Below are 25,155 nucleotides of genomic sequence, written 5' to 3' on the forward strand. Positions count from 1 at the left end.
TCGTTACAGAAACCATCTTGCCTGCGGCGCCTTGGATCTCGATCATACCGTTGCCGGCGATAACCTTGATGCCTTCGGTAGCGTCAGCGATTGACTCGTTGGAAGTAGGATCGCCAGCAGTGATGGTGAAACGCATAGCGTTTGACTTGTCACCACTCCAAGACAACTTGTCGTTGACACTATATAAATAAGAACCCTTATTAGCTACAGAACGGATACGATAAGCGTTCTCGTCATCCTCACACTGAATGATCTGAACCTTAAAACAATCCAAGCCTCCTAATACACCCTCATCATCAGCCTCCTCTGCTACGGAAACCTTGTTTCCTTTAACAATCGTAGTCAAAGTATCCTTGCTTTCCAAAAGAGTAGCCGGCTTGAAAATAGCCTTCGTGTCATTCTCGTTCCATTGATACTTCCTGTCATATGTACCATCTGCCACATAGTAATTTACGGAGTCTTTCGGATTGAACAAGAACAATCTGTCACCATCCTCAACTGTACCTTTGTTTGAGATATAGAAAGAAGGAACTACCGCATCCTCATCTGTTACCTGTAAGTAGAAAGAATATTGATTCTCGTTTACAACGATACCATCACGATCCTCGTTCATTGAGATATAATTGTTCATCTCGCTTATCAAGGAAATATGACCTTCCTCGGCCGGATAGCTAATTTCCGGAGCCTCTTCCAATAAGTAAGTTCTCAACATCCAGTCGTTATGCGTTAAGCTGCTAGAAAGCTCATTCGGACATACATAAACGGAGTTCGGTTGCTTATATTCACACTCATTATTTCTACTATCATAAGTAGCATAAACTACAGACTTCGTATTCTCATCCAAAATAGAGGCTAGAGACGCAGTAGTATTATCCACCTCAATCAAGTAAACCGAACCATCTACAGCCTTCTTGATAATGAAGTTAGCGGTATTCTCACTTACCAATTGAGACTCTTCATCTACATAATTCATAAGAGTTTTTTTCAACGGGAAGTATTTCTCCGTCTCAATACCATCATGGATATACTGCAACTGATAAGAATAAGCATATCCCTTATCCCCTCTGGCTTGTACCGTTACACGGCCATCCTTGTTGTAAACGAAGCTACGTTCGATAATCGTTCTCTTAATACCCTTAACCAATTGCCATTGAGCGGCATCATACACTTTGTCCGCAAACTTACCGTTCTTATTCAACTGAGCTGTATAAGAAGCAGTACCGGGGGTGTTACCATTATCCGTAACTGCCGCATACCACTTATTGGAAGTCTCGTTATTATCGCGAGCGAAAGCCATTGTTACCAAAGTCTCATCTGCGGGTTCCCAGAAGCCGGCCATCGGATCAACCTCCACCGGAGTCAACTCTACGATCATTTGCTGCAAGCTAACGTTCTCTTCTTCGGTTTCATTATAAGTATTCTCATCTACGTAGATAGCGTCAACGCACAATCCGTCTTTTACTACGACACCACCCACTTCTTTTGTCTGAGAAGTTTTTGAAATAGCCAACTCATATACGTTTTCACCTAAGTCTGTCATCGGGAACAAACCGGTTACGAAATATTCGCCAGTCTCACGGTTCGTGAATGTAATCGTATAGTCATCGTCCACACTCGTGATCGCCCATTGATAAGCCGGAGCCTCCAATTGAGACAAGACTTTCGCTTTAGCGGCGAACTTGAAGGCAGAGCTCTCAACATCATTTGTCAAGTACTTGCCATATGCGCTCTTGATATCTTTCTTATCTATATTCGAATTCGGAGAAGTATATTCCTTACCACCCAAGATACGGATCGTATAAGCGGAAACCTTAGCCTCGCTATTCAACAAGTCGATACCTTTCTTCATGCCAGATAAACCAAGCTTGAAGATGAATTGATTAGCATCATCTGTCTTGTGAGAAACCGTAGTCAAATAGTATTTGTCGTTATGTTTCAGAACCCACATCTTCACGCCTTCACCTGCATTATCAGCAACATCTTTAGCGTTCATTTGAGCCGTTTTACTAGGTTGGACACGGAAACGGAAATCCGGTATGTTCAACTCATAAGGATAGTCATCCACATAACTCCTCTGTACATTGAATTTAGCGTTGTTGATAGAGATCTCATCTCCCTCTGCCAACCATTGCGCATCGGTACCTTGATAGAAGTTCAAGTCGCTCACCTTTTTCTCCACCAAACGGAAACCGTCACCAAGCGCACGTCCCGTAGCAGTCTGTTCCACAGTCTCTGTAGAACTTACAACCAAGATCGTAGCATTCATCCAGTCTTTATAATTTGTGCTACCCTCCTTCGGAGCGTTCTCCGTGAAGAAATACATACCTTTAGGAATGTACATATCCTTATTAGAACCGGAATAAGAAGGATCTTTAGTCGCATCCACTTCAACCTTTGAGCTAATATAACGAGCTACGACCCTCTTTCCGTTGAACAGGTTATACTCAGGCTCCACATCACCCTGATCCGGATCTTTTCTCTTGCTAACGAAAGAGAAACCGGAAGTGTTATACAAAGCATTCAGCTCATCAGCGTCCATGAAATTCTCGGATTTCACCTCATAGAACTTCGGAGCTACAACCGATGTTGTACTAATCTGACCGGAACTCCAATCTAAACCAAATGGAGGAACTGAATAACTCGTCTTCTGTTCATGAACATACAGATACTTATTTGAAGAAGAGTATTTTCCAGCTGCTACCGTAGATGCGGATATACTTGCCTCAAAAGCAAATTCTTTGTAAGTATTAGCATCATCTACAGTAGTATTATTTTCTATACCACTACCTACACTAGATCCGCTTTTCTTTATTCTCAAAAGCTTACCAGTCTCTACGTTTTTGAAAGTATACACAGTTTGCCCCAGAGCAGTGTTCACACCAACTTCCCAAACAAACTGTCTCACGTCTTTTTTGTCATTAAGGACATCGCTAGTATAATCCTTCGTAAACTCGCCCAATGTTGTTCCATTCAACTTATGGCCATAAGCCTCATTTGAAAAAGGAGCCACCAGCAAATACTTACTTCCGTCTTTCAACTCATTTGCCGCAGACACACCTCTCAAACCCGTCAAGTCCTGAATGGTTTGCGCCCAAGCACTACCGCACAGCGACCCTGCCACGAGCAGACCCGCCGTAAACAATGTAGAAATCTTTCTGTTCATAATTTAAAATTTAATATTAATAATAGTGTTAATTAAGCACTTAGCCACATCTTGACAGCAGACTGCCGTTCGAAAACGACTAGTCTAAACCATCGTCTAAATCTTGCGTTTTCAAGAGGCATGAAAGGAAAGTTCGTTAAAGGAACCGCTTGTTTCGTAAAGGATAACCTATCCTACTGATAAGAAAGAAAATAAGCGATAAAAAAATAACGAAGAAGGGTTGCAAGAATCAAAGAAACGCGTACCTTTGCAAATGACTAATTAAAACGATCGTTTAAACCAATCGTTTTTTAATCATATTATCTTTAATGTACGTACGTACATTATAAATATACCATCCAACAATCAATAAAAATAAGATTACCTTTTTACTATAGATCAAAATATTTGTTTCCCCCGATCCAGATTCGTAGCCACCTTCCGTCCGTTAGCTCAAGAGCTTCAAGAAAATCCCTTGCCACAATATACGGTTTAGGTTAAGCAAAGCATTGATATAGCATCCGTTTATATGACACATAGATTCTCCGGGATAGCCCCTATTATCACCGTGTTACATCCCCTAAAAAACACGTACGAGTTTTTCCGAAAACATGTACGTGTTTCCGAAAAAAGACGTACATGTTTTTTTAAAAGCAAAACAACATCTCTCGCACTAAAAAATATTTCCTACCTTTACACACACATTTCAACAGACACCAGAGAGCATACATTATATATATGGAACCGTTCATTCATTTACACGTACATACCCAGTATTCCCTACTGGACGGACAGGCATCCATCGACGCGTTGATCGACAAAGCGTACAAAGATGGGATGCGTGCGATCGCCGTAACAGACCACGGCGTTATGTTCGGTATCAAGGAGTTCTTCAACAAGGTTAACAAAAAGAATAGTAAACCTCTCGGGATCATCAAGGATTCCGAGAAAGAACTAAAACCGCTGCTGGCCAAGGAAGCTCCAAACGAAGAGGAACAACAAAAGATAACGGAACTGCAGAAACAAATCGCCGACGCGAAAGCCTCTATCTTCAAGCCGATCATCGGCTGCGAATGTTATTGCGCACGTAACGGGAGGCATAGCAAACTGGCCTCGCAAGACGACCGTAGCGGCTGGCACCTGATCGTATTGGCTAAGAACAAGAATGGCTACAAGAACCTGATCAAGATGGTCTCCCTCTCGTGGACAGAAGGCTTTTACGGGCGTCCTCGTATCGACAAGGAATTGCTGGAAAAATACCACGAAGACCTGATCATCTGCTCTGCCTGCCTAGGCGGGGAGATCCCTCAACATATCATGCATGGACGAATCGATAAGGCAGAGGAATCCGTCCTTTGGTTCAAGAATCTCTTCGGGGAGGATTATTATTTGGAAATGCAACGGCATGAGACGCACGACCCCAACGCAGATTGCACGGTCTATCCTCACCAGCAAGAGGTAAACAAGGTATTAATCGAGTTGGCTCGCAAACATAATATCAAGCTAATCGCTACCAACGATGTCCATTTCGTCAACGCTGACGACGCGGAAGCGCACGATCGCCTGATCTGCCTCAGTACCGGTAAAGACCTGGACGATCCCAAACGTATGCGTTATTCCAAGCAGGAATGGATGAAAACCACCGCCGAGATGAACGCCATCTTCGCCGACATCCCCGAAGCCTTGAGCAACACGCTCGAGATAGCGGACAAAGTTGAGTTCTACTCCATCGATAGCGGTCCTATCATGCCGACTTTCGCCATACCAGAAGAGTTTGGCACAGAGGAATCCTACCGTAAGAAATTGACGGAACACGATTTATTCGAGGAATTTACCCGAGACGAGAATGGGAACGTCGTATTAAGCGAGGAAGAGGCGCATTCGAAAATCAAGAAACTAGGTGGATACGATAAGCTATACCGCATCAAGCTAGAGGCCGATTATTTGGCGAAGCTGACTTACGATGGAGCCAAAGATCTTTATGGAGACCCTCTGAACGACGAGGTAAAAGAGCGTCTGAACTTCGAGTTGCATATCATGAAGACGATGGGTTTCCCCGGTTACTTCTTAATCGTACAAGATTTCATCCGGGCCGCCCGGGAGGAACTCGGTGTATCGGTAGGCCCCGGACGTGGTTCGGCCGCAGGGTCCGCGGTAGCTTATTGCTTGGGGATCACCAGGATCGATCCAATCAAATACGACCTCCTGTTCGAGCGTTTCTTGAATCCGGACCGTATATCCCTCCCCGATATTGATACCGACTTCGACGATGACGGCCGTGGCGAAGTGTTACGCTGGGTAACGGAGAAATACGGTGCCGAGCGCGTGGCTCATATCATCACTTATGGCACGATGGCTACCAAGTCGGCCATCAAGGATGTGGCTCGTGTACAAAAATTGCCTTTAGCGGAATCGAACCGGTTGGCGAAACTGGTTCCGGACAAGATTCCGGACATGAAGAAATTCAAACTGGGCGATGCCATCAAGTACGTTCCGGAATTAAAAGAGGCCGCAAACGGGAACGACCCCTTGGTACGAGATACCTTGAAATATGCCCAGATGCTAGAAGGTAACGTCCGCAACACGGGTGTACACGCCTGTGGTGTCATCATCGGACGCTACGATATATCGGATGTCGTACCCGTTAGTACGGCGAAAGACAAGGATACCGGCGAGGAGATGCTGGTTACCCAATACGAAGGCTCCGTGATCGAGGAAACCGGATTGATCAAGATGGACTTTTTGGGATTGAAGACTTTGTCTATCATCAAGGAAGCGATCGAGAACGTGAAATTGACTACCGGACATGATCTGGATATCGACCACATCAGCCTGGAAGATCCTAAGACGTATAAATTATATTGCGACGGAAAGACTACCGGAACATTCCAGTTCGAGTCTGCCGGCATGCAGAAGTACCTAAAGGAGTTGCAACCATCCAAATTCGAGGATTTGATCGCCATGAACGCCCTGTATCGCCCAGGCCCAATGGATTACATTCCTTCCTTCATCGCCCGTAAGCAGGGTAAAGAAGAGATAAAGTACGATATCCCCGTCATGGAACGTTACCTGAAAGATACGTACGGTATTACGGTTTATCAAGAGCAGGTCATGCTTCTATCCCGTTTGCTCGCCAACTTCACGCGTGGCGAGAGTGACGCCTTACGTAAGGCGATGGGTAAGAAGTTGATCGAGAAGATGAACCACTTGAAGTCTAAATTTATGGCCGGCGGGCAAGCCAATGGTTATAAAGAAGACACGTTAAATAAGATTTGGTCCGACTGGGAAAAGTTCGCCTCATACGCCTTCAATAAGAGTCACGCTACCTGCTATTCATGGGTGGCTTACCAGACCGCTTACCTAAAAGCGAACTTCCCTTCCGAGTACATGGCCGCTGTCTTAAGCCGAAGTTTGTCCAACATCACGGATATCACGAAGTTCATGGATGAATGTAAGGCGATGGGTATCCAGGTATTGGGACCGGACGTAAACGAGTCTGTCTTGAAGTTCAGCGTAGATAAGGACAAGAACATCCGTTTCGGGCTAGGCGCCGTGAAAGGCGTGGGCGAGTCTGCCGTACAGAATATTATCGAGGAACGTACGAAAAATGGTCCGTTCAAGAATATCTTCGATTTCGTGGAACGGGTAAACCTGACCGCTTGTAACAAGAAAAACATAGAGTCCATGGCCTTAGCCGGGGCGTTCGACAATTTCGGTATCCAACGCGAACAATTCTTCGCCGATAACGGGAAAGGGGAGTTATTCCTGGATACCTTGGTACGCTATGGCAACAAATACCAGATGGATAAGAGCACGGCAGTCAATTCTTTATTCGGGGGGGATGCCTTTGTCGCTATCGCTAAACCGGAAATCCCGCAATGTGAACGTTGGAGCGACCTCGAACGTCTGAACAAAGAGAAGGAGCTAGTCGGTATCTATCTGTCTGCCCATCCGCTGGATGAATACCGTATCATATTAAAGTATGTATGTAATACCGGTATGATAGAGCTTAACGAGCGAGAAACCTTACAAGGCCGGGAAGTTCTATTGGGGGGTATCGTCACCGGTTTCCGGGAAGGAATGACCAAGAACGGGAAGCCTTACGGTATCTTGAAAATCGAGGATTTCACCGGTAGCGGCGAGATTCCTCTTTTCGGACAAGATTACATCGAGTACAGCAAGTATGGTAAAATCGGGATGTACCTCTTGATCACCGCCCGTGTAGAACCCAGCCGTTGGGATCCCAACAAGCTGGATTTCAAGATTGGCACCATCCATCTTTTACAAGACGAGAAAGACAAGTTGATCGAGAAAATAAGTATCACGGTACCCATCCATGACCTGGACGAGCCTACAATCAACGAGCTTTCCGTATTAATCAAGAACAATCCGGGCCATAGCCTGTTATATTTTAAAGTTGTCGATGGGGAGCATAACATCTCCCTGAATCTTTTCTCCCAAAACATCCGCTTGAACGTGACGCGTGAGCTGATAGACTTTTTACAGGAGAACGAGAACATCGATTTTAAAATTAATGGCTAAAGTTGTACGGCGCTGAAAGAATTTGTACTTTTGGCGCCAAAACGAGATTCATAATTAAATAATACATAATTCAAAATGGCACTACAAATTACAGACGCTAATTTCGAGGAGTTGGTAAACTCCGGCAAGCCCATGGTTCTTGACTTCTGGGCAGAGTGGTGTGGCCCTTGCCGCATGGTATCTCCAATCATTGAAGAATTGGCTACCGAGTATGAAGGTCGTGTAACGATCGGTAAAATGAATGTAGACGAGAACGACGATGTAGTCGGACAATTCGGTATCCGCAACATCCCTACCGTCCTTTTCTTTAAAGATGGTAAGATGGTTGATAAAGTAGTAGGTGCCACGACTAAGGATAAGTTCGTAGAAAAGATTGAGGCAATACTTTGAGAATTGAAAATTGAGAATTGAGAATTGAAAACTGGGAATTACCGAATCATCTAATTTTCAATTCTCAATTCTCAATTTTTAATTCCCCTTAGTATGTGGCGTTTACCCGGAGGACCGGGAAGACGGCTCATCTCAAAACCTGCCGCTTGCATACCTCTGCGTACCTCTCCTTTCGCGCAATAGGTTACGATCAATCCACGCGGAGCGGTATGGGCATATAAACGGTTATAGATTTCTTGATTCCACATCTCCGGTTGCTTCTCTGGCGCGAAAGCGTCGAAATAGATTAAATCGATATTATCCGGCAGTTCACAGGTGTTGCTATCTCCTTCTATCTTATGAAGCGTAAAGCGCTCTGAGATTGAAACGGGGATATTCCATTCTGCCTCATGCAAGGTTAAAAACATCTCTTTTCTCTCCGGCCAGACCAGCTCCCCGTAATTCAAGGCACGAATCGTACCTAAAGGAAGCGGGTATAACTCCACCGTATGATAATCAATATGATGTGCTTGAGATAGCTCGACATCCTTCAATGTCAAGAAAGCGTTCAACCCTGTACCAAAACCAATCTCCGCGATCCGGATAAAGTCTTTCTCCAGCGCATGCAATCCCGCCTCTATAAATATATGTCTCGATTCCTGCAACGCCCCGTTCACGGAATGATAATGCTCATCCATCGCCGGAATATATAGCGTATGGCTTCCATCTGCCGTTATCTGTAATTCTTTCTCCATTATTCTATTAATTATAAATATTGCTTTTCATGGATCATCTGTTTTTAATCGCATAATTATAGCATATAACAAATTTATCATATTCACTTCTTACGTACAAACAGTCTTGTATATTTCTTTCAATATTAATTCGTACCTTTACCGATGTAAACGATATGAGATATGGATAGACGCCATCTTTTCTTCTTGATATTCTTAGTATGCACCATACAAGTTGTCAGCGGGCAACAGTACACCTTCTCGATCAAAGGGATCGTAAAAGATGCCTCGAGCGGAGAGCCTATACCTTTCGCGAACGTAGTGGTATGGAACACGACGCAAGGGGCGGTCACCGATTCCACCGGATTATTCGAAATATCCGGCATATCACCCGGAAGCTACCGTCTCCAATCCTCCTTTTTGGGATATAAGCCATTCGTCACCGCCGAGTTCAGGGTAGCGAATAAAGATATATTTTTCCCGATCGAGCTGGAGGAGGCCAGCCAAAAACTGCAAGAGGTTAACGTGGTGGCCTCTCCATTCCGCAAGACGGCTGAAAGCCCGCTAGGACTCCGGGTTATCGGTTTCAAGGAGATAGAGAAAAGCGCTGGAGGAAACCGGGATATCTCCCGGGTGGTACAGACCTTCCCCGGAGTAGCGTCTACAGCCGCGTTTCGCAACGACTTGATGGTAAGAGGAGGAGGTCCCTCGGAAAATCGTTTCTTCTTGGATGGTGTAGAGATACCGAATATCAATCATTTCTCTACCCAAGGTGCCTCCGGAGGCCCGGTAGGTATCATCAATCCCGATTTCATCAGGGAGGTCAACTTCTATTCGGCGGCATTTCCCGCATCCAAGGGAAATGCCTTAAGCTCGGTACTAGACTTCAAGCTACAAGATGGCAACAAGGAGAAATTCTCATTGCGGGGAATCCTGGGGGCCTCGGATATCGGTATTTCCGCCAACGGGCCGTTGGGGAAAAAGACTACTTATCAAGTTTCTGTTCGCCGCTCTTATCTTCAATTCCTTTTCGACATGATCGGCTTGCCGTTCTTACCTACTTTCACGGATGCCCAATTCAAGATCAAACATTCGTTCGATCCTAAGAACGAGCTTACCATACTCGGACTAGGGGCGATCGATGATATGAAATTGAATACGGGGATGGAGGATATGAGTGAGAAAAACCAATATATTCTCTCTTACCTGCCAGTCGTAAAGCAAAAGACTTATACCCTTGGTGCGGTCTATAAGCATTACGCCGGTAAAAATATCTACTCGGTCATCATCAGCCGGAGCCAGACCAATAATAAAAACATCAAGTATAAAGACAATGATGAAAGCAAGGCAGAAAATCTCTCCCTAAACTATCGCTCGGACGAGATAGAGAACAAGTTCCGCACGGAAAACACGTTTCGTTTGCCGTTCATTCAATTGAATGCCGGAGGAAACATCGAATACGCCCAGTATACGAACGATACTTACCAAAAGCAATTTACCTCTATCCCGCGTACCATCGTATACCAAACAGACCTTGGCGTATGGAAGTGGGGTATCTACGCCACGGCTATCTACGAGAGTTATGACGAGCGGTTCACCGCATCTCTAGGTGTTCGCGCGGACGCAAACAATTATTCCCCGGATATGAATAACCTGTTGGATCAGCTATCTCCCCGCCTGTCTTTATCCTACCGCCTGCTTGATCCGCTTTATATAAACGCGAATATCGGGCGTTATTACGAGCTTCCCCCTTACACGACATTGGGGTTCAAGGATAATGAAGGTAATTATATCAACCGTGCCAATCATCTAAGTTATATCCGGAGCGATCAAGCAGGATTAGGCCTGGAGTACCGCCCTACCTCATATCTGAAATTTACAGCCGAAGGATTCTATAAACATTACGATCATTATCCGATGTCCATACTCGACAGTATCCCACTGGCATCAAAAGGTACGGATTATGGTGTCTTGGGAAATGAAGCCGTATCGTCTACGGCCACAGGACGGGCTTACGGGCTTGAGATCATGGGGCGTTGGTATAATTATAAAGGGCTCACTTTCATCGCCTCCTATACTTTGGTGAGAAGCGAATTCAAAGATGGAAGAAACACGGATACTTTCCTTCCTTCCGCTTGGGATAACAAGCATTTGTTCACGTTTAGCGGAACCTACTCTTTACCTAAAAACTGGGACGTAGGCGCTAAGTTCCGCATAGTAGGCGGAGCACCCTATACACCTTACGATGTGGAAAAAAGTAGTTATGTAGAAGCTTGGGACGCTAACAACGGGCTATATTACAATTACAGCCGGTTTAACAGCGAGCGGCTCAAACCATTTACGCAGTTAGATATCCGTATCGACAAGACATTTTATTTCAAAAAGATAATGCTTGGGGCCTATATCGACATCCAGAACGTATTAAATTCCAAATACAAAGAGCAAGACGTATATATCAAAACGGGTAAAATCATTAATCCGGAAGCTCCCATAAATGAGCAACGATACGAGCTAAAACCGATCGAGCGCCTTACGGGTACACTTCTTCCAAGTATCGGACTGATGATCGAACTATAGATTTTAAACGTAACAGCTCCTTTTTATTTTGAAATTCAGCGATTAATCATAAATCTTTTCTATTTTTGCGGTCTGTATTAACAACAAACAGTACTTTAATCGCAATAAGCACTTGAATAAGTAGTGAAGAATGACATCATTAAAAAACTACATACGATTTGTACTCTTTATCGTGTTAAGTCTGGTCTTCTCTTCCCGCTTATGCGCTACAGATGATACAGGCCCCATTTTAATCATCAGCTCATACAATCCCGATACACGCAACACTACCGCCAATATCTCTGAGTTTATGGAGGAATATAAGCGGGGAGGTGGCGTATCGCCGGTCGTTATCGAGAACATGAACTGTAAAAGCCTTCCGGAGGCTCCTCTATGGGAAGGCAAGTTGAAAGGTATCCTGAACAAGTACAAAGGAAATAATACCCCCCAGCTTATCATCATCTTAGGGCAAGAGGCATGGGCCTCTTATATCTCCCAAGATTGTAAGCCCGACTTGCCGGTCTTATGCGGCATGGTCAGCAGAAACGCGATCTCGTTACCCAATCCGGATCTAAACGTAGCCGAATGGGAACCGAAATATATTGATATCCAGGAATACGTAGATAAAGGTTTACACATTGGCGGATTCTTATACTCTTATAATGTAAGAGAAAACATCCGGTTGATACAGAAGTTGTATCCTAAAACCCGAAACATAGCGTTAATCACCGATAATACGTATGGAGGCTTGGCTATGCAAGCCTTGGTAAAAAAGGAGATGGAAAATATCGAGGAGCTGAACTTGATATTACTGGACGGAAGAAAGAATAATATCTACACCATCGTAGACCAGATCAAGAATTTACCGGACCAGACCGTGATCTTGATCGGCACATGGCGTGTAGACGTGAACGACGGGTATTATGTCGGGAATGCCACGTATACCATGATGACAGCCAATCCCCAAATCCCTACGTTCACGTTGGCGTCTCTTGGTATAGGACACTGGGCGATCGGAGGTTTCTGCCCTCAATACAGACCTATAGGCTCCGACCTGGCAAAGGAGGCTTTAAATATATTGGACAAGAAAATCACTCCCAAAGAGATCCATCCCCAGATCATTCCTAACGGCTATATATTTGACGCTTCAAAGATCAAGGAATTCAACATCAGCAGATTGTCTTTACCTCGCAATGCCTCTATTATCAATGAAGATCCGAACCTGTTCTCCAAATACAGATTCGAGATCATGTTAAGCGTAATTACCGTATTGCTTATTTTCCTGATTATGATATTAATCTTCTTTATCCGTACCAATAAACTGAAAGATAAATTATTGGATTTGCAGAAAGACAATATCCTAATCATGAATAATATCCAAGCTTCCATCTATTTTATCAAACCGGATTATACCGTGAAATGGAAAAACGAGGTGGAGTTCCATGATTGTATCCCGGAATTTGGCCCGAATAATTGTTTCCTGGTCAAGAACGGGGTAAGACCTTATTGTACCCGTTGTACGGTCGTAAAAGCTATGGAAACCAAGAAACAAATCCATCTCACGAAAGAGTTCGGCGATGGACAGTATCTCCACGTCTTGGCAAACCCCGTGTTAGACGATCATGACAATCTTATCGGCGTGATCTTTAAGAAAGAAGATGTGACAAAGCAAAAGCAAGCGGAAAATGAACTGAGGAAAGCGAAAGAGAAAGCGGAAGAATCCGATCGTCTGAAGTCCGCGTTCTTAGCGAACATGAGTCATGAGATCCGGACACCGTTGAACGCGATCGTCGGTTTTTCCGGATTATTGGCTGTAACCGAAAATACAGAGGATAAAGAGGAGTACATCAATATCATCAATAGCAACAATGACCTGTTATTGCAACTGATCAACGACATTCTCGATCTAGCCAAGATAGAGGCGGGAACGCTAGAATTCGTGGATTCGGATGTAAATGTCAATCAACTACTCTCCGATATCGAGCAGTCTTCCCGCTTGAAGGCGGCAGAGGGTGTACAGGTAAGTTTTGTCGAGAAGATCCCCAATTGCATATTACATACCGACCGGAATCGGATCTCCCAAGTCATTACGAACTTTATCAACAACGCCATTAAGTTTACAACCCATGGTAGTATCCTGTTTGGTTATCGCCGGAAAGGTGACGAGTTATATTTCTATGTAAAAGACACGGGGTGCGGTATCGCAAAGGATAAGATTGATCAAGTTTTCACCCGTTTCGTCAAGTTAAACAGCTTTGTGCAAGGAACTGGCTTGGGATTATCGATCTGCCAGATGATTATCAAGCGTCTGGGTGGAGACATAGGGGTGGAATCCGAGCTAGGAGAAGGTTCGACATTCTGGTTTACATTGCCCTATTCGATATTGGAAATACAAGATGTCTCGCGAGAGAAACCGAGAATCGAGCATGCGCAAAAGGGCAAATCTTCTAAATCCACGACAATATTAGTAGCGGAAGATAACGAAAGCAATTATACTTTATTCCAAGCCATGCTGAAAGATTATAACCTCGTACACGCATGGAACGGAGAGCAAGCGATCGATTTATTTGACAAATACCAACCAGACCTAATTTTGATGGACTTAAAAATGCCGATCGTAGATGGTTACGAGGCCACACGGGTGATCCGGGAAAAAGACCAGGCCATCCCTATCATCGCCGTAACAGCTTTTGCTTTCGCGGAGGATGAGGAACGGGTTAAGCAAAGTGGATTTTCTTCTTACATCGCTAAACCGATCAAGCCGGACAAGCTGATCGCATGCATTAATGCTTTTTTATAAGATCCGTTTCGCGACAATCGGGAAACGTAAAACGAAGGAGGTACCCTTCTCTACTTGGGAATCGACGCTGATACTCCCTCCATGACGGTTCATGACCTGCCGGCAAAGGCTCAATCCGATGCCGGAACCTTTACTCTTAGTCGTAAAAAATGGAACAAAGACTCGGTCGATTGCCTCGGGAACAATTCCACAGCCGTTATCGGTCACCGAAATAATTATCATACTATTCTTTCGGACAGCCTCAACCTCTATCAGCGGGGATAAAGCCTCTTCACAAGCCTCTATCGCATTCTTCAATAGATTAATCAATACTTGTTCCACCATGATCCGATCCGCATATAAATTCAAATCCTCCGGTTTTACCTGAAAAAAGAGGATATCGGATCTCTCCGGAAACAGAAGCCGGATGTCGTCAAAAAGGGCCGAAAGCGAGAAATTCCGTAAAGTAGGTGAAGGCAGGCGGGTCAATTTCCGATAATTCTCGACAAAATCCAATAACCCCTTACTTCGCCGGTGGATGGTTTGCATAGCTTGTACCATAATGGCGTAATCGTTCTCGTTCATGCCGTTTATCGTCGCACGTTCGGCAACCGTCTCCGATAAAGAGATTACCGGGGCGATAGAGTTCATGATCTCATGTGTCAATACCCGGATAAGTTTTTGCCATGCCTCGGTTTCTGCCTCGGCGACTACCGAATTATACAATCGACTCCGCAGAGCTTCCAAGGCCTCGTTCATAGAGGAGACCAATGCTTTTTCGTCTTTTGTCATTGAATCGGAAGGATAAAACAGGCTCAGATCCCCGTAATGAACACTCTCTATCAGATATTTCATCCGTTTAATAGTCTTTTGTTGATCCTTATATAAGGAGACAGAGAGCGCAAGAATACAAAATCCTAACATCACGGGAACAAACAAAAGCCCTTTTAAGATCAGAAATGAGGCAATAAAAGATAAGAGCACGATCCCCCCAATACGCACGAACAACCAATAACGCATCATAACCCCAATTTCTCCAATTTACGGTACAGGGTAAAACGGGTAATCCCTAGAAGCTCGGCGGCACGAGTGATATTCCCCTCGGAACGACGTAAGGCACGTTCGATCGCCTCTTTCTCCAATACCGTCAAATTCAATTCCTCGGATGGTTCCTTATCTTTAAGCGAAACGGGGCGCAGAATAAAGTCATCCGGCCTTAACCAATTACTTTCCGATAAGATTACCGCACGCTCAATCGCATGTTGCAGTTCACGCACATTACCGGGCCAAGCATAATTACACAGCTTATTCTTACCATCCCGGTTGATACCCTTTAAGTCTTTCTTATATTTACGGGCATATTTCGACAAGAAATATTCTGCCAATAAGATCACGTCGTTTCCTCGTTCGCGCAAAGGAGGAATATGCAACTCGATCGTATTAATACGATACAAAAGATCTTGCCGGAAAGTTCCTTCCGCTACGAGATCGTGGATATTCACGTTGGTCGCACAAATCAACCGGATATCGATCGGTATAGGTCGTGTCGCCCCCAAACGGGTTATCTGTCGTTTTTCCAATGCCGTCAACAGTTTCGCTTGCATGGGAAGACTTAAGTTCCCTATTTCGTCCAAGAACAAAGTACCACCGGAAGCCACTTCCATACGCCCCGGCTTTTCCTTGCAGGCATCCGTAAAAGCCCCCTTCTCATAGCCGAACAACTCGCTCTCGAAGAGCTGTTCCGGGATAGAACCTACGTCGATCCCGACGAAAAGATTTCCCGAACGTGGGGATTGATGGTATAAGGCTCGAGCAACTAAGTCCTTACCGGTCCCATTCTCCCCCAAGATCAATATATTGGCATCCGTGTTCTTTAATTTATCGATCGTAGCGAAAACAGCCTGCATCGGCTCGCTTTCCCCGATAATCTCGAAGCCTGTATCATCGGGCGAGCTGAGGACCTCGACTTGTTTCTTCAAATTTCGTACTTCTACCCTACTTTCACGAAGTTCCAACGCCGAGGAAAGCGTGGCGAGTAATTTCTCCTTTTCCCAAGGTTTCGGGATAAAATCGGTAGCTCCCGCTTTAATCGCTCGCACGGCCTTATCCGTATCCGAATAGGCAGTCATAAAAAGAACGACTGCGTCCGGGTCCATCTTTTTAATCTTTTCCAACCAATAAAAACCCTCTTGTCCACTGATAGCGTCTCGTTTGAAGTTCATATCCAATAAGATGATATCTGGGATGAATATTCGCATGAAATGATCGATACGCTCCGGCTGCGTTGCCACTCTTATTTGTTCCATATAAGGTTCCAGCAATAAGTTAAGGGCAAAAAGGATGTCCTCATTATCGTCTATAATTAATAGCTTTCCTTTCTTCATAAACGCTGAACTAATTTGTAGAGCTTCAAAGGTACGTATTAAATCGATGGAAAAAGCGTGCGTAATCGAACGATTATCATGCGCAGGTGAACAGTTAAATTAATAGTCCGCAAAGAGAGTTAAGATTAAGTAAACGGTAAGACTATTTAAGCGAAAGAAAGGATGCGGAGAAAGAAGGAAGACTATCTTTGAACACAATTAACAACTCAGTCATTCATGAGACCACTATTGATCGGATTTTTCGTCTGTATAAATATACACTTAGGCTATGCGCAATGGACTGAGCAAGATTCAATCTGGCTACAGAATGTATTAGCAGGCAAAGATTCCATCAAATTAAACCCTGAATTCCAGAAAGCAATCCAAAGCGGTTCCTTCCTCAATCCGGAAGCACCGGTTGGGAAACCTCAACTGGCCGCTCCCAGTAATATCCCTATCACCAAAGATTTCTCAGAATATATCCAACAAGACGATACGACACACCGGAAAGTAGCACTGAAAGATTTACCTCCATCGGTATTCTGGCGACATAACCCACCGTATAAAAAGATACTGCCAGTCTATCAATCCATATTAGATGAATTGAAAAGGACTCCAGCCAGTGGCCGGACTTCACTAGCGACCTTCGATCTAGGAAGAATGACTAGCCGAAAAACATACATCCACAGACGCAACGCAAAACGCAATGGAACTTGGCAAAACTACGGCAACCTCCCTACCCCGGATGTCATCTCTAAAAAGAAGAAATTCGAAAGACAACAAGCTGAGGCCGCACAAAAAGACTCTACACGTCTTCCGGCAGTTGATCTTCCTAAAAACACCAGGCGCTGAGCAGAGACATTATCTTCCGTCTTGTCCTTGCTTCCAATCCATTCACGGCGACATTACCACCTTCAGTGGCGTATTACGCATCTTTATTCAGTCTCTGCGGGTTCTTTGCCTGGATGATACCGGTTGGCAGATAATTTAGCCTGCGTATTCAGGGCCTATACCTTATCGAATATATGATCTCGAAGATTTTCTTTCTTCAAAACTCTCAATTGTTTACATCGTTTGGTTATAAGATAATTTTTCCAATCCTAATAGATTTCAAGCATTGTTTCAATTTACGCCTGATACCATAATATGTCTCCTTATCTTTTTATCTTGCGTCCATTTGTTCCAGCCACCAATCAATTAGCCTACGAGCCAAGCTCAGTTTACGAGGGATTTCTGGCAGGTTATCTTTAGTATAGAAAGCACCGGAACTTAATTCCTCATCCTGCAACTTAATTTCCCCACTTACATAATCTGCGATAAAGCCGACCATCAGACCACTCGGGTAAGGCCATGGTTGGTTTCCGAAATAAGTGATATTATCGACCTCCAAACCTGTTTCTTCACGGACTTCCCGGCGCACGCATTCTTCCAAGGTCTCGCCTACTTCCAAGAATCCGGCCACCAATCCATGGAAAGTTCCCCGGAAATTACGAGCGTGTACCAGAAGTATCGAATCTCCTTTGCGGATCAAGACAATCATGGCAGTTGAGATTGTCGGATAAATCTCATATTTACAAGAAGGACATCGCTTCATGATCGGCGTAGCCTGTACGGTACGAGTACCGCATACCGGACAGAAACGGCTATGGCTATCCCAATAAAGCAATTGATAAGCTTTACCCGCCTTATCGTAACACGCTTTCGGGATATAATCCCAAGAGGCTCGTAATCCCATATGTACGTAGTGATCATTCGCCTCTACCGGAGTATCCAATTCTGCCGTACGTGCGGGAAGTCCGTCCCGATAATCCACCTCTAACATATGAGAAACCGGAACCGGGGGATTCTCGCCATAAGGGATGGTATACGCATCGTTCTCTTTCTGAAGCAGCAGTTGGTCTTTGTAAAAAAGGAACCAATAACAAGGTCTATTTGAAGTTTCCATTCTGATATTTCCAATTTATCTTTCCGTATTTAAAACACCCGCGAACTTACGAATTAAAACGTCCTGACGGTAAGCCTTCCGGGAAAAACATTCCTCCCTACCCATCCAGTAACGTGCGGAAACGAACGTCCATCGTGCGAAGGCACACACGATCGTTTTTAGGTATTCCCCCTGCTATCCCATGATTAACAATCTGTTATCTCAATGGCATATTATTTGCCTCTTTTCCTGAAAATGAATATATTTAAATCCTGTTATAATGAGACTAATGATTCGAAACTTACTTTACTTATTCAAGCGGTTTAAGACCGCCGTCGTATTAAACCTCTTCGGCTTGACAATCGCTTTCGCCGCCTTCCTCCTGATATTAATGCAGGTGGATTACGAGATGAATTACGATGCCATGCACAGCAAATCAGACCGGACCTTCCGGCTAGAGGCAAATCACGGGGAATTCGAGCATAACGCTATCCACTGTCTGATGTTTAGTGATGCTTTCGTTAACTCATCCGCTCATATTACCGATTACTCGTACCGATATCCATTTTACGGAGGAGAGCGTTATTGCCAAATCGATGAGGCAGACGATGAGGGAGAAGTAAAAGTCTTCAAAGAAAACTTCCAGCTTTGCCTACCCAATCTCTCGAATGTCTTCGACTTCCACATGAAAGAAGGTTCCACCGAATGCTTATTCACTCCCGGTTCCGTTCTAATCCCGGAAAGTGTCGCTAAAAGGATGTTCGACAAGCAATCCGCTATCGGGAAACGCATCCGGATGTCTAGTAACAGCGGCTGGCAACCTGTAAGTACCACGGTACTTACGATTGGTGGTGTCTATAGGGATTTCCCGGGAAACACTACGATACAAAACCACATTTACGTCCCGATGGATCAACAGGACGCATTAAAAAGCACTTGGCAAATGTACACCAATGAGATATATGTCACGCTAGACGATCCCCGGAACAAAGAGGAGGTATTGGATCATTTCAACAAGACTTTCGACTTTGCCAAAAGTCAAATGGGTTCGGCACAAGAAATCGCATTACGCCTAACCCCCTTAAGAGATGTTTACTACACACATGATACGACCTTCGATTTTAATCCAAAAGGCCACCGGGAGACAAACTATGTGTTGCTTGGCATCGCCTTCCTCATTTTATTCATCGCCGGTATCAACTTCACCAATCTCACCACTTCGTTGATTCCCTTGCGATTGAAAACGATCAATACACACCGGGTATTAGGATGTTCCACTTATAAGCTACGGGCCATCTCACTTATAGAATCAATCGTAATCTGCTTGATATCCTACGTTTTCGCCTTATTTATCGTAAACGATTTGTCCTATACCCCGATCGCCAGTTGGGTAGACGCGGACATAAGTCTTAGCCAATACAAAGGCCTGCTCCTCCTTACGGCGCTGATCGCTATCTTGACAGGTTGCTTGGCAGGACTTTATCCGGCGATACGGAGTACCTCCTACGCACCGGCCTTGGTGCTGAAAGGCTCTTTCGGTCTTAGCCCCAAAGGGAAAAAAGTACGTATTACCTTGATCGGTTTCCAATACACGGTATCAATCGCCTTGATCATCGTCACCTTATTTATGGAACTCCAGAATCATTTCATGACCTCCAGCGAGCAACTAGGATTCAATAAAGACCAAGTAGCCATCGTAACCCTGACACCGGAGATCTACGCCAAGCACAAACCTCAGTATATCCAGAAACTTAAAGACTATCCGGGAATAGAGGATGTGGCTTTCTCCGTCTACGAGTTATCGAAAGAAGACGATATGATCGATCTCGAATATGCCCATCATGAAAATAAAGATGTATTCTTCAAAGTATTCTATGCCTCCGAGAATTTCCTATCCGTTATGGATATCCAAATGAAGGAAGGAAGAAATTTCACACAAGAAGATTCGAACAAGCCACAGAGCGACTACATCATCAATCCGGCGGCAGAGCGGGATTTCCACTTACGTCCCGGCGACCGCTTCAATAACCGCACGGTTCTAGGAGTCAGCCAAGATTTCCGGTTTAGTTCTTGCCGGGTCGCTAGCTCACCCTTTGTATTCGCGTTGAATAATGATACGCCCAATCCTAAATTGGTATCTTATATCCGTTTCAACTCGAAAACGAATTTACAGGAAGCTGTCGCTCACGTTCGGGAAACCTTGAAAGAGATCGATCCCACATTTCCTTTCGAGATCTCTTTCTATAACACGATCCTAGACAACCTATACCAGAAAGAACAAACGCTTGGCAAGCTGATTTCCCTATTCGGGATACTGGCAATATTGATCTCTATCGTAGGCGTATTCGGGCTCGTGCTATTTGAGACGCAATACCGCCGGAAAGAGATCGGTATCCGCAAAATCAACGGAGCGACAACCGGGCAGATTCTTTTGATGTTCAACAAGACCTACATCTGGATCGTCTCGGTTTGCTTCGTAATCTCGATCCCGATAGCTTGGATAGGTACACAAATGTGGCTGGAGAACTTCGCCTATAAAACCCCACTCCATCTTTGGGTATTCATCGTAGCTTTCTTGATCATCCTCTCGGTCACGATCTGTACCGTTACTTTCCGGAACTGGCAAGCGGCGAGTGAGAATCCGGTAAATTCGGTGAAGTCTGAATAAACTCGCTGGGAGTCACCCCGTAAATCTCCTTAAAACAACGGGTAAAATAATTTGGATCGGAGAATCCCACCCGGGTCGCGACCTCCCCGATCGAATAAGCGTGTTGCCCCAATAACTCGGCGGCACGCTTTATACGTATATTACGAGTGAATGAAGAGGCTGAACAACCGGTAGCAGACTTTAACTTCCTAAATAAACTGGCACGACTCATCGCCATCTCCGAACAGAAATGCTCGACATCAAATTCCGGATCCTGCAAATGAGCCAGTACGACCTTTGTCACTTTCGATACAAATTCCTTATCCGGACTGGCGACTGTTTGCTCCGGTGTACGCAAATCGAACTGATCCCTGAAATATAACCTCAGTCGCTCACTTCGTTTAAGCAGATTCTTCACCTTCGCTTTTAAGACGGCAAGACTGAACGGCTTGGGCAGATAATCATCCGCTCCGGCCCCATATCCTTCCAATTGTTGCCGTTCTTCCGCTAAAGCGGTCAACAGGATAACCGGTATATGAGCCGTCCGTTCATCCGTTTTCAAAGCCTCGCAACACTCAATCCCATTCATGACCGGCATCATCACATCCGAGACGATCACGTCCGGCATGACCTCCAAGGCCTTCTCCCACCCGCTCTTTCCGTTTTTCGCGATCACGACCCGGTAATCCGTTTGAAATGCGCTCTCCAAATAACGGCATAAATCCTCATTGTCTTCTATGAATAAAAGTGTCTGCCGCTGGTTCCCCGGAACCGCATCCACATCTTCCAACCGTATTGATTCCTGCCGGGTTGCCTCTTCCGGTTCATGTACCGAATACTCCAACCATTCCTCCGGATAAGCCTCTTCCGATATCGGCAAGACAACCGTAAAAACAGAACCTTTCCCCGGTTCGCTCTCACACCGGATCTTTGCCTTATGCAATTCCAGCAACTCTTTTGTGTACGCAAGACCGATACCCGAACTCTCCGAACGGCGAAACGCAATCGATTCCCCTTTATAATACCGGTCAAAAATATGCGGCAGCGATTCAGGTGGAATGCCGATCCCACTATCCGTAATTCTCAAAACCATATTCCTGCCGCCCACACTCAGATCCAATGAAGCGGAAAAACTTACCGAACCACCATCCGGCGTATACTTAAACGCGTTCGACAGTAAATTATACAGAACCTGCTCAATGATACTCTTGTCAAAATAAGCGATTGAGATATCCGGCACGATGGAATATGTAAACGCGATCTTATAGGAATCGGCCAATGGGACAAAGGTTTCCGAGATCTCCTTCAAGAATCGGCTGAGATCCGCACAAACAATATGCGGAGAAGGCACACCGCGGGTCAATACCGATAAATCCAGCAATTCATTGACATGGCGAATCAAGCGATTGGTATTCCGGGCGATCGTACGTAAAGTCTCCTTATTTTCATCAGCCCCATACGAACCGGAATGCCGCTCCAGATCTTCCGTCAGCCCCTTGATAATAGTCAGCGGGGTACGAAGTTCATGAGACACATTCATAAAGAAGCGGGTTTTCAGCTCATCCTTCTCCTCCAGTTCCTGCTTGGCCTGTTTCAACAGTCGCGTACGCTCCTGTATCTTACGTTCCAATTCCGCTTGGCGGAGTTGAAACCAACGTACCCGGCTCTTATAAGCGATATACAACAGTACGCATACAGCCAAGAATACCAGTAAAATAAACCACCACGTCCGCCACCAAGGAGGAAAGATCCTCACAGGCTCGGTAACAGGAGCGCTCCAATAGGAACCATTACCGGAAGTTTCCACCCGAAACACGTAGTTTCCCGGAGGAAGGCGGTTATATATGGCCGTACGATCGCTAGCGTCTACCTCCCGCCAATCCATATCATACCCATCCAAGCGATACCGATATCGGATACTGCGGGGATGAGAATAATCGAACGCTATAAAATCCACCCGCAAACCCTGCTTCTCACGAGAGTCGCCGATCGCGATATCCGTGATTCGCAAAGACTCGGGAACCTTCCTCAAGCCATCTGTTAATTGAGCGGGATCAAAAGAGACAATCCCCTCATTACTTCCAAATACAAGCTCACCGGATTTACGCTTGCAACAGGCTCCGGAAATAAACTCATTCGATAATAAACCATTCGCCGTCGTATAATTAACGATACGCCGGTTTTGTATATCCAAGCGGCTTAACCCTTTATTCGTACTGACAAACAAGATACCGGGTTCGCCTTCCCGGATTCCTTGTATGATATTTCCCGACAAGCCATCCTGCATCGTAAAATGGTCAAATCGCCCGGTTCGTTTGTCATATTTATCCAACCCCGCATTCGTGCCGATCCACAAATAGCCGGAAGAATCCACAAACAGGCAATGAATATGATTCGAGGCAAGAGGATTCGTCTCCCCCGGTATATATCGATACGTGATAATCGCCCCCGTCTTCGTGTCCCATACCCGGAGCCTCCCCTCATCCGCTCCTCCCCAAAACCAACACTCCTCGCTCACGCATAAGTTGCACAACTCCGACAACGAATTGATCGGATAATCATAAGAAACCTGATGATCCGGCGTAAAAGGGCGTATCCGGAAATCATCCAAGCTCAACCGGTCCGGATTCGCGTCCAGATAACTGATCCATAAGTTTCGCCCTGAATCCTCACGGATAGCGCCTATAATCTTTCCGGATAAAGAGGACGGATTTTTCCGGGGCGAGAAGGTAAAGCGCATATCCACCCGGGAGGTCTTATGGTTAATCCGGTCCAGCCCTTTGGACGTAGCGACCCAAAGATTCAAGTCTGAATCCTCGTAAACAGCCAAGGTATGAAGAGAAGACAGATTCTCTTTCTCCGTATACCCGGAGGTGTATCGAAACAAAGGAGGCGCCAGATCCGCATGGCTCACCCCATAACTCGAATGTCCCGCCCAAAGATGATCCGAGCTATCCAGGAACAAACAAGTGATCTGGTTGCTACTGATCGAATGAATGTCTTCCGGCACGTTCCTCAACCGTCCCATCTTCCTCTCCTCCGGGGAATAATAAAAAAGGCCTTGGTTAAAACGGCTGTCATCAAACCAAACCGTTCCATCCTTGCTCTCGAAGATGGAGCGTACCTGGCATTCTCCCGTAGGCTCCAGATCCTCCGGACGGTCAAAAAAATGCTCGCACCGCAAGGCCAACCGGTTCACCCGGCTAATCAAGCTTGCCCCCTTATTATGCCCGATCCAGAAATCGCCGCCGCGAGTCTCTAGGAATCGATATACCCGGGTATCCTTACGGCCGACAGACCGGAAAATCCCTCGCTCTCCCACATCTATCGAACGAAAAGCGCCTTCACGCCCTGTACCCAACCACATATAATCAAACCGATCTATATAGATCGCGTTAACACCATTCAAATTGCCGGCATTGACATCTTCCCGGTCATTCGTCCGTATCGTATAATCCTGAAAAAGGTTTGTTTCTTTGTCATACAAGCTAAAACCGGCCAAAGTACCTACCCAAAACGAATGATCCGGAGCCGAATACAAACAATTCACGGGAGACGACGAGACTACCGACCCGGCTTGCGAAAGACGTACCAGCTTCTTCTCCTTAGCGTCGTACTCCAACAACCCGTTCTCCGTACCTATAAAGATATGCCCCGGGACAGAAGCCGAGAAGCAAGTAGGGCTGCCATATACACGCAACTGTTGCCGGAGCCATTCTTTCGTAAAATTAAGGAATGTATCCGAGGCCGTATCATAACGGCTAATCCCACCCGAGGAAAAAAAGATCCAGATACCTCCGTCGGCATCCTCAAACAATTTATCGACAGAACTGCTTTGTATACTTTCCGGGCAATCCGGGACAGGCAAGAATACTTTAAACGTATATCCATCGTACCGGTTCAGGCCTTCGTCCGTCCCGATCCAGACATACCCAGCATGATCCTTCAGGATAGAGGTCACCGAGGAAGAAGAAAGCCCGCTATCCATCGTTATCCGGTCAAAAAGAACATTGGCCGCTTGCGCCCTTGTCATGGTAAGTACAAACAGCAGTAAAAGGTATATTCTCATCCATTCATCCGATTAATTCCCCAAATATAA

12 protein-coding genes are annotated in these 25,155 nt (G+C 45.3%); 6 read left to right on the forward strand and 6 right to left on the reverse strand.

All coding sequences use genetic code 11. The annotated features are described in order from the left end of the window. A partial coding sequence (locus Q0110_RS16760) for a DUF6383 domain-containing protein (RefSeq protein ID WP_297909096.1) occupies positions 1-3,163 on the reverse strand: 3,163 nt, incomplete at its 3' end. Between the two features lie 717 nt (positions 3,164-3,880). On the opposite strand from Q0110_RS16760, the gene dnaE reads away from it, so the two are divergent. After that, positions 3,881-7,684: a DNA polymerase III subunit alpha gene (gene dnaE, locus Q0110_RS16765; RefSeq protein WP_297909099.1), complete on the forward strand. Its 3,804-nt coding sequence runs from the start codon at positions 3,881-3,883 to the stop codon at positions 7,682-7,684. Positions 7,685-7,759: 75 nt separating this feature from the next. Then, positions 7,760-8,074: a thioredoxin gene (gene trxA / locus Q0110_RS16770; RefSeq protein WP_297909102.1), complete on the forward strand. Its 315-nt coding sequence runs from the start codon at positions 7,760-7,762 to the stop codon at positions 8,072-8,074. Positions 8,075-8,145: 71 nt separating this feature from the next. Here trxA and mnmD read toward each other — a convergent pair whose 3' ends face one another. Further along, positions 8,146-8,808: a tRNA (5-methylaminomethyl-2-thiouridine)(34)-methyltransferase MnmD gene (gene mnmD / locus Q0110_RS16775; protein WP_297909105.1), complete on the reverse strand. Its 663-nt coding sequence runs from the start codon at positions 8,806-8,808 to the stop codon at positions 8,146-8,148. A gap of 162 nt (positions 8,809-8,970) precedes the next feature. Here mnmD and Q0110_RS16780 point away from each other — a divergent pair, with 162 nt between their 5' ends. After that, a complete protein-coding gene (locus Q0110_RS16780; protein WP_297909108.1) occupies positions 8,971-11,364 on the forward strand; it encodes a TonB-dependent receptor in 2,394 nt (797 codons plus the stop codon). A gap of 130 nt (positions 11,365-11,494) precedes the next feature. Continuing rightward, positions 11,495-14,143, forward strand: a complete 2,649-nt coding sequence (locus Q0110_RS16785; protein ID WP_297909110.1) for an ATP-binding protein — start codon at positions 11,495-11,497, stop codon at positions 14,141-14,143. Here Q0110_RS16785 and Q0110_RS16790 read toward each other — a convergent pair. After that, positions 14,138-15,145 (reverse strand): HAMP domain-containing sensor histidine kinase, encoded by a 1,008-nt coding sequence (locus Q0110_RS16790; RefSeq protein WP_366139696.1) that lies wholly within the window; start codon positions 15,143-15,145, stop codon positions 14,138-14,140. The two genes, Q0110_RS16785 and Q0110_RS16790, sit on opposite strands and share 6 nt — an antisense overlap. Then, a complete protein-coding gene (locus Q0110_RS16795) occupies positions 15,142-16,506 on the reverse strand; it encodes a sigma-54 dependent transcriptional regulator (protein ID WP_297909115.1) in 1,365 nt (454 codons plus the stop codon). Before Q0110_RS16795 ends, Q0110_RS16790 begins: the two co-directional genes overlap by 4 nt. A 216-nt stretch (positions 16,507-16,722) precedes the next feature. On the opposite strand from Q0110_RS16795, the gene Q0110_RS16800 reads away from it, so the two are divergent. Then, positions 16,723-17,337: a DUF4858 domain-containing protein gene (locus Q0110_RS16800; protein WP_297909118.1), complete on the forward strand. Its 615-nt coding sequence runs from the start codon at positions 16,723-16,725 to the stop codon at positions 17,335-17,337. A gap of 310 nt (positions 17,338-17,647) precedes the next feature. Here the strand turns inward: Q0110_RS16800 and nudC are convergent, their stop codons facing one another. Beyond that, on the reverse strand, positions 17,648-18,430 hold the full coding sequence (gene nudC, locus Q0110_RS16805; RefSeq protein ID WP_297909121.1) for an NAD(+) diphosphatase: 783 nt from the start codon (positions 18,428-18,430) through the stop codon (positions 17,648-17,650). A gap of 259 nt (positions 18,431-18,689) precedes the next feature. On the opposite strand from nudC, the gene Q0110_RS16810 reads away from it, so the two are divergent. Beyond that, positions 18,690-21,077, forward strand: coding sequence for an ABC transporter permease (locus Q0110_RS16810; protein ID WP_297909124.1), 2,388 nt, complete (start codon positions 18,690-18,692; stop codon positions 21,075-21,077). On the opposite strand, the gene Q0110_RS16815 is transcribed toward Q0110_RS16810, so the two are convergent. Beyond that, the gene (locus Q0110_RS16815; RefSeq protein WP_297909126.1) at positions 21,016-25,125 is read right to left on the reverse strand and encodes a hybrid sensor histidine kinase/response regulator transcription factor; all 4,110 of its coding nucleotides are present in this window, start codon (positions 25,123-25,125) and stop codon (positions 21,016-21,018) included. The two genes, Q0110_RS16810 and Q0110_RS16815, sit on opposite strands and share 62 nt — an antisense overlap. Positions 25,126-25,155: the final 30 nt, after the last annotated feature.

The organism is uncultured Parabacteroides sp. (assembly GCF_947855115.1).
Taxonomy (GTDB): Bacteria; Bacteroidota; Bacteroidia; order Bacteroidales; family Tannerellaceae; genus Parabacteroides.

What these genes read in the sequence shown, in the direction of transcription:
- dnaE (WP_297909099.1), top strand. Translation starts at nt 3,881, where the DNA reads ATGGAACCGTTCATTCATTTACACGTACATACCCAGTATTCCCTACTG.
- trxA (WP_297909102.1), top strand. Translation starts at nt 7,760, where the DNA reads ATGGCACTACAAATTACAGACGCTAATTTCGAGGAGTTGGTAAACTCC.
- mnmD (WP_297909105.1), bottom strand. Translation starts at nt 8,808, where the DNA reads ATGGAGAAAGAATTACAGATAACGGCAGATGGAAGCCATACGCTATAT.
- Q0110_RS16780 (WP_297909108.1), top strand. Translation starts at nt 8,971, where the DNA reads ATGGATAGACGCCATCTTTTCTTCTTGATATTCTTAGTATGCACCATA.
- Q0110_RS16785 (WP_297909110.1), top strand. Translation starts at nt 11,495, where the DNA reads ATGACATCATTAAAAAACTACATACGATTTGTACTCTTTATCGTGTTA.
- Q0110_RS16790 (WP_366139696.1), bottom strand. Translation starts at nt 15,145, where the DNA reads ATGATGCGTTATTGGTTGTTCGTGCGTATTGGGGGGATCGTGCTCTTA.
- Q0110_RS16795 (WP_297909115.1), bottom strand. Translation starts at nt 16,506, where the DNA reads ATGAAGAAAGGAAAGCTATTAATTATAGACGATAATGAGGACATCCTT.
- Q0110_RS16800 (WP_297909118.1), top strand. Translation starts at nt 16,723, where the DNA reads ATGAGACCACTATTGATCGGATTTTTCGTCTGTATAAATATACACTTA.
- nudC (WP_297909121.1), bottom strand. Translation starts at nt 18,430, where the DNA reads ATGGAAACTTCAAATAGACCTTGTTATTGGTTCCTTTTTTACAAAGAC.
- Q0110_RS16810 (WP_297909124.1), top strand. Translation starts at nt 18,690, where the DNA reads ATGAGACTAATGATTCGAAACTTACTTTACTTATTCAAGCGGTTTAAG.
- Q0110_RS16815 (WP_297909126.1), bottom strand. Translation starts at nt 25,125, where the DNA reads ATGAGAATATACCTTTTACTGCTGTTTGTACTTACCATGACAAGGGCG.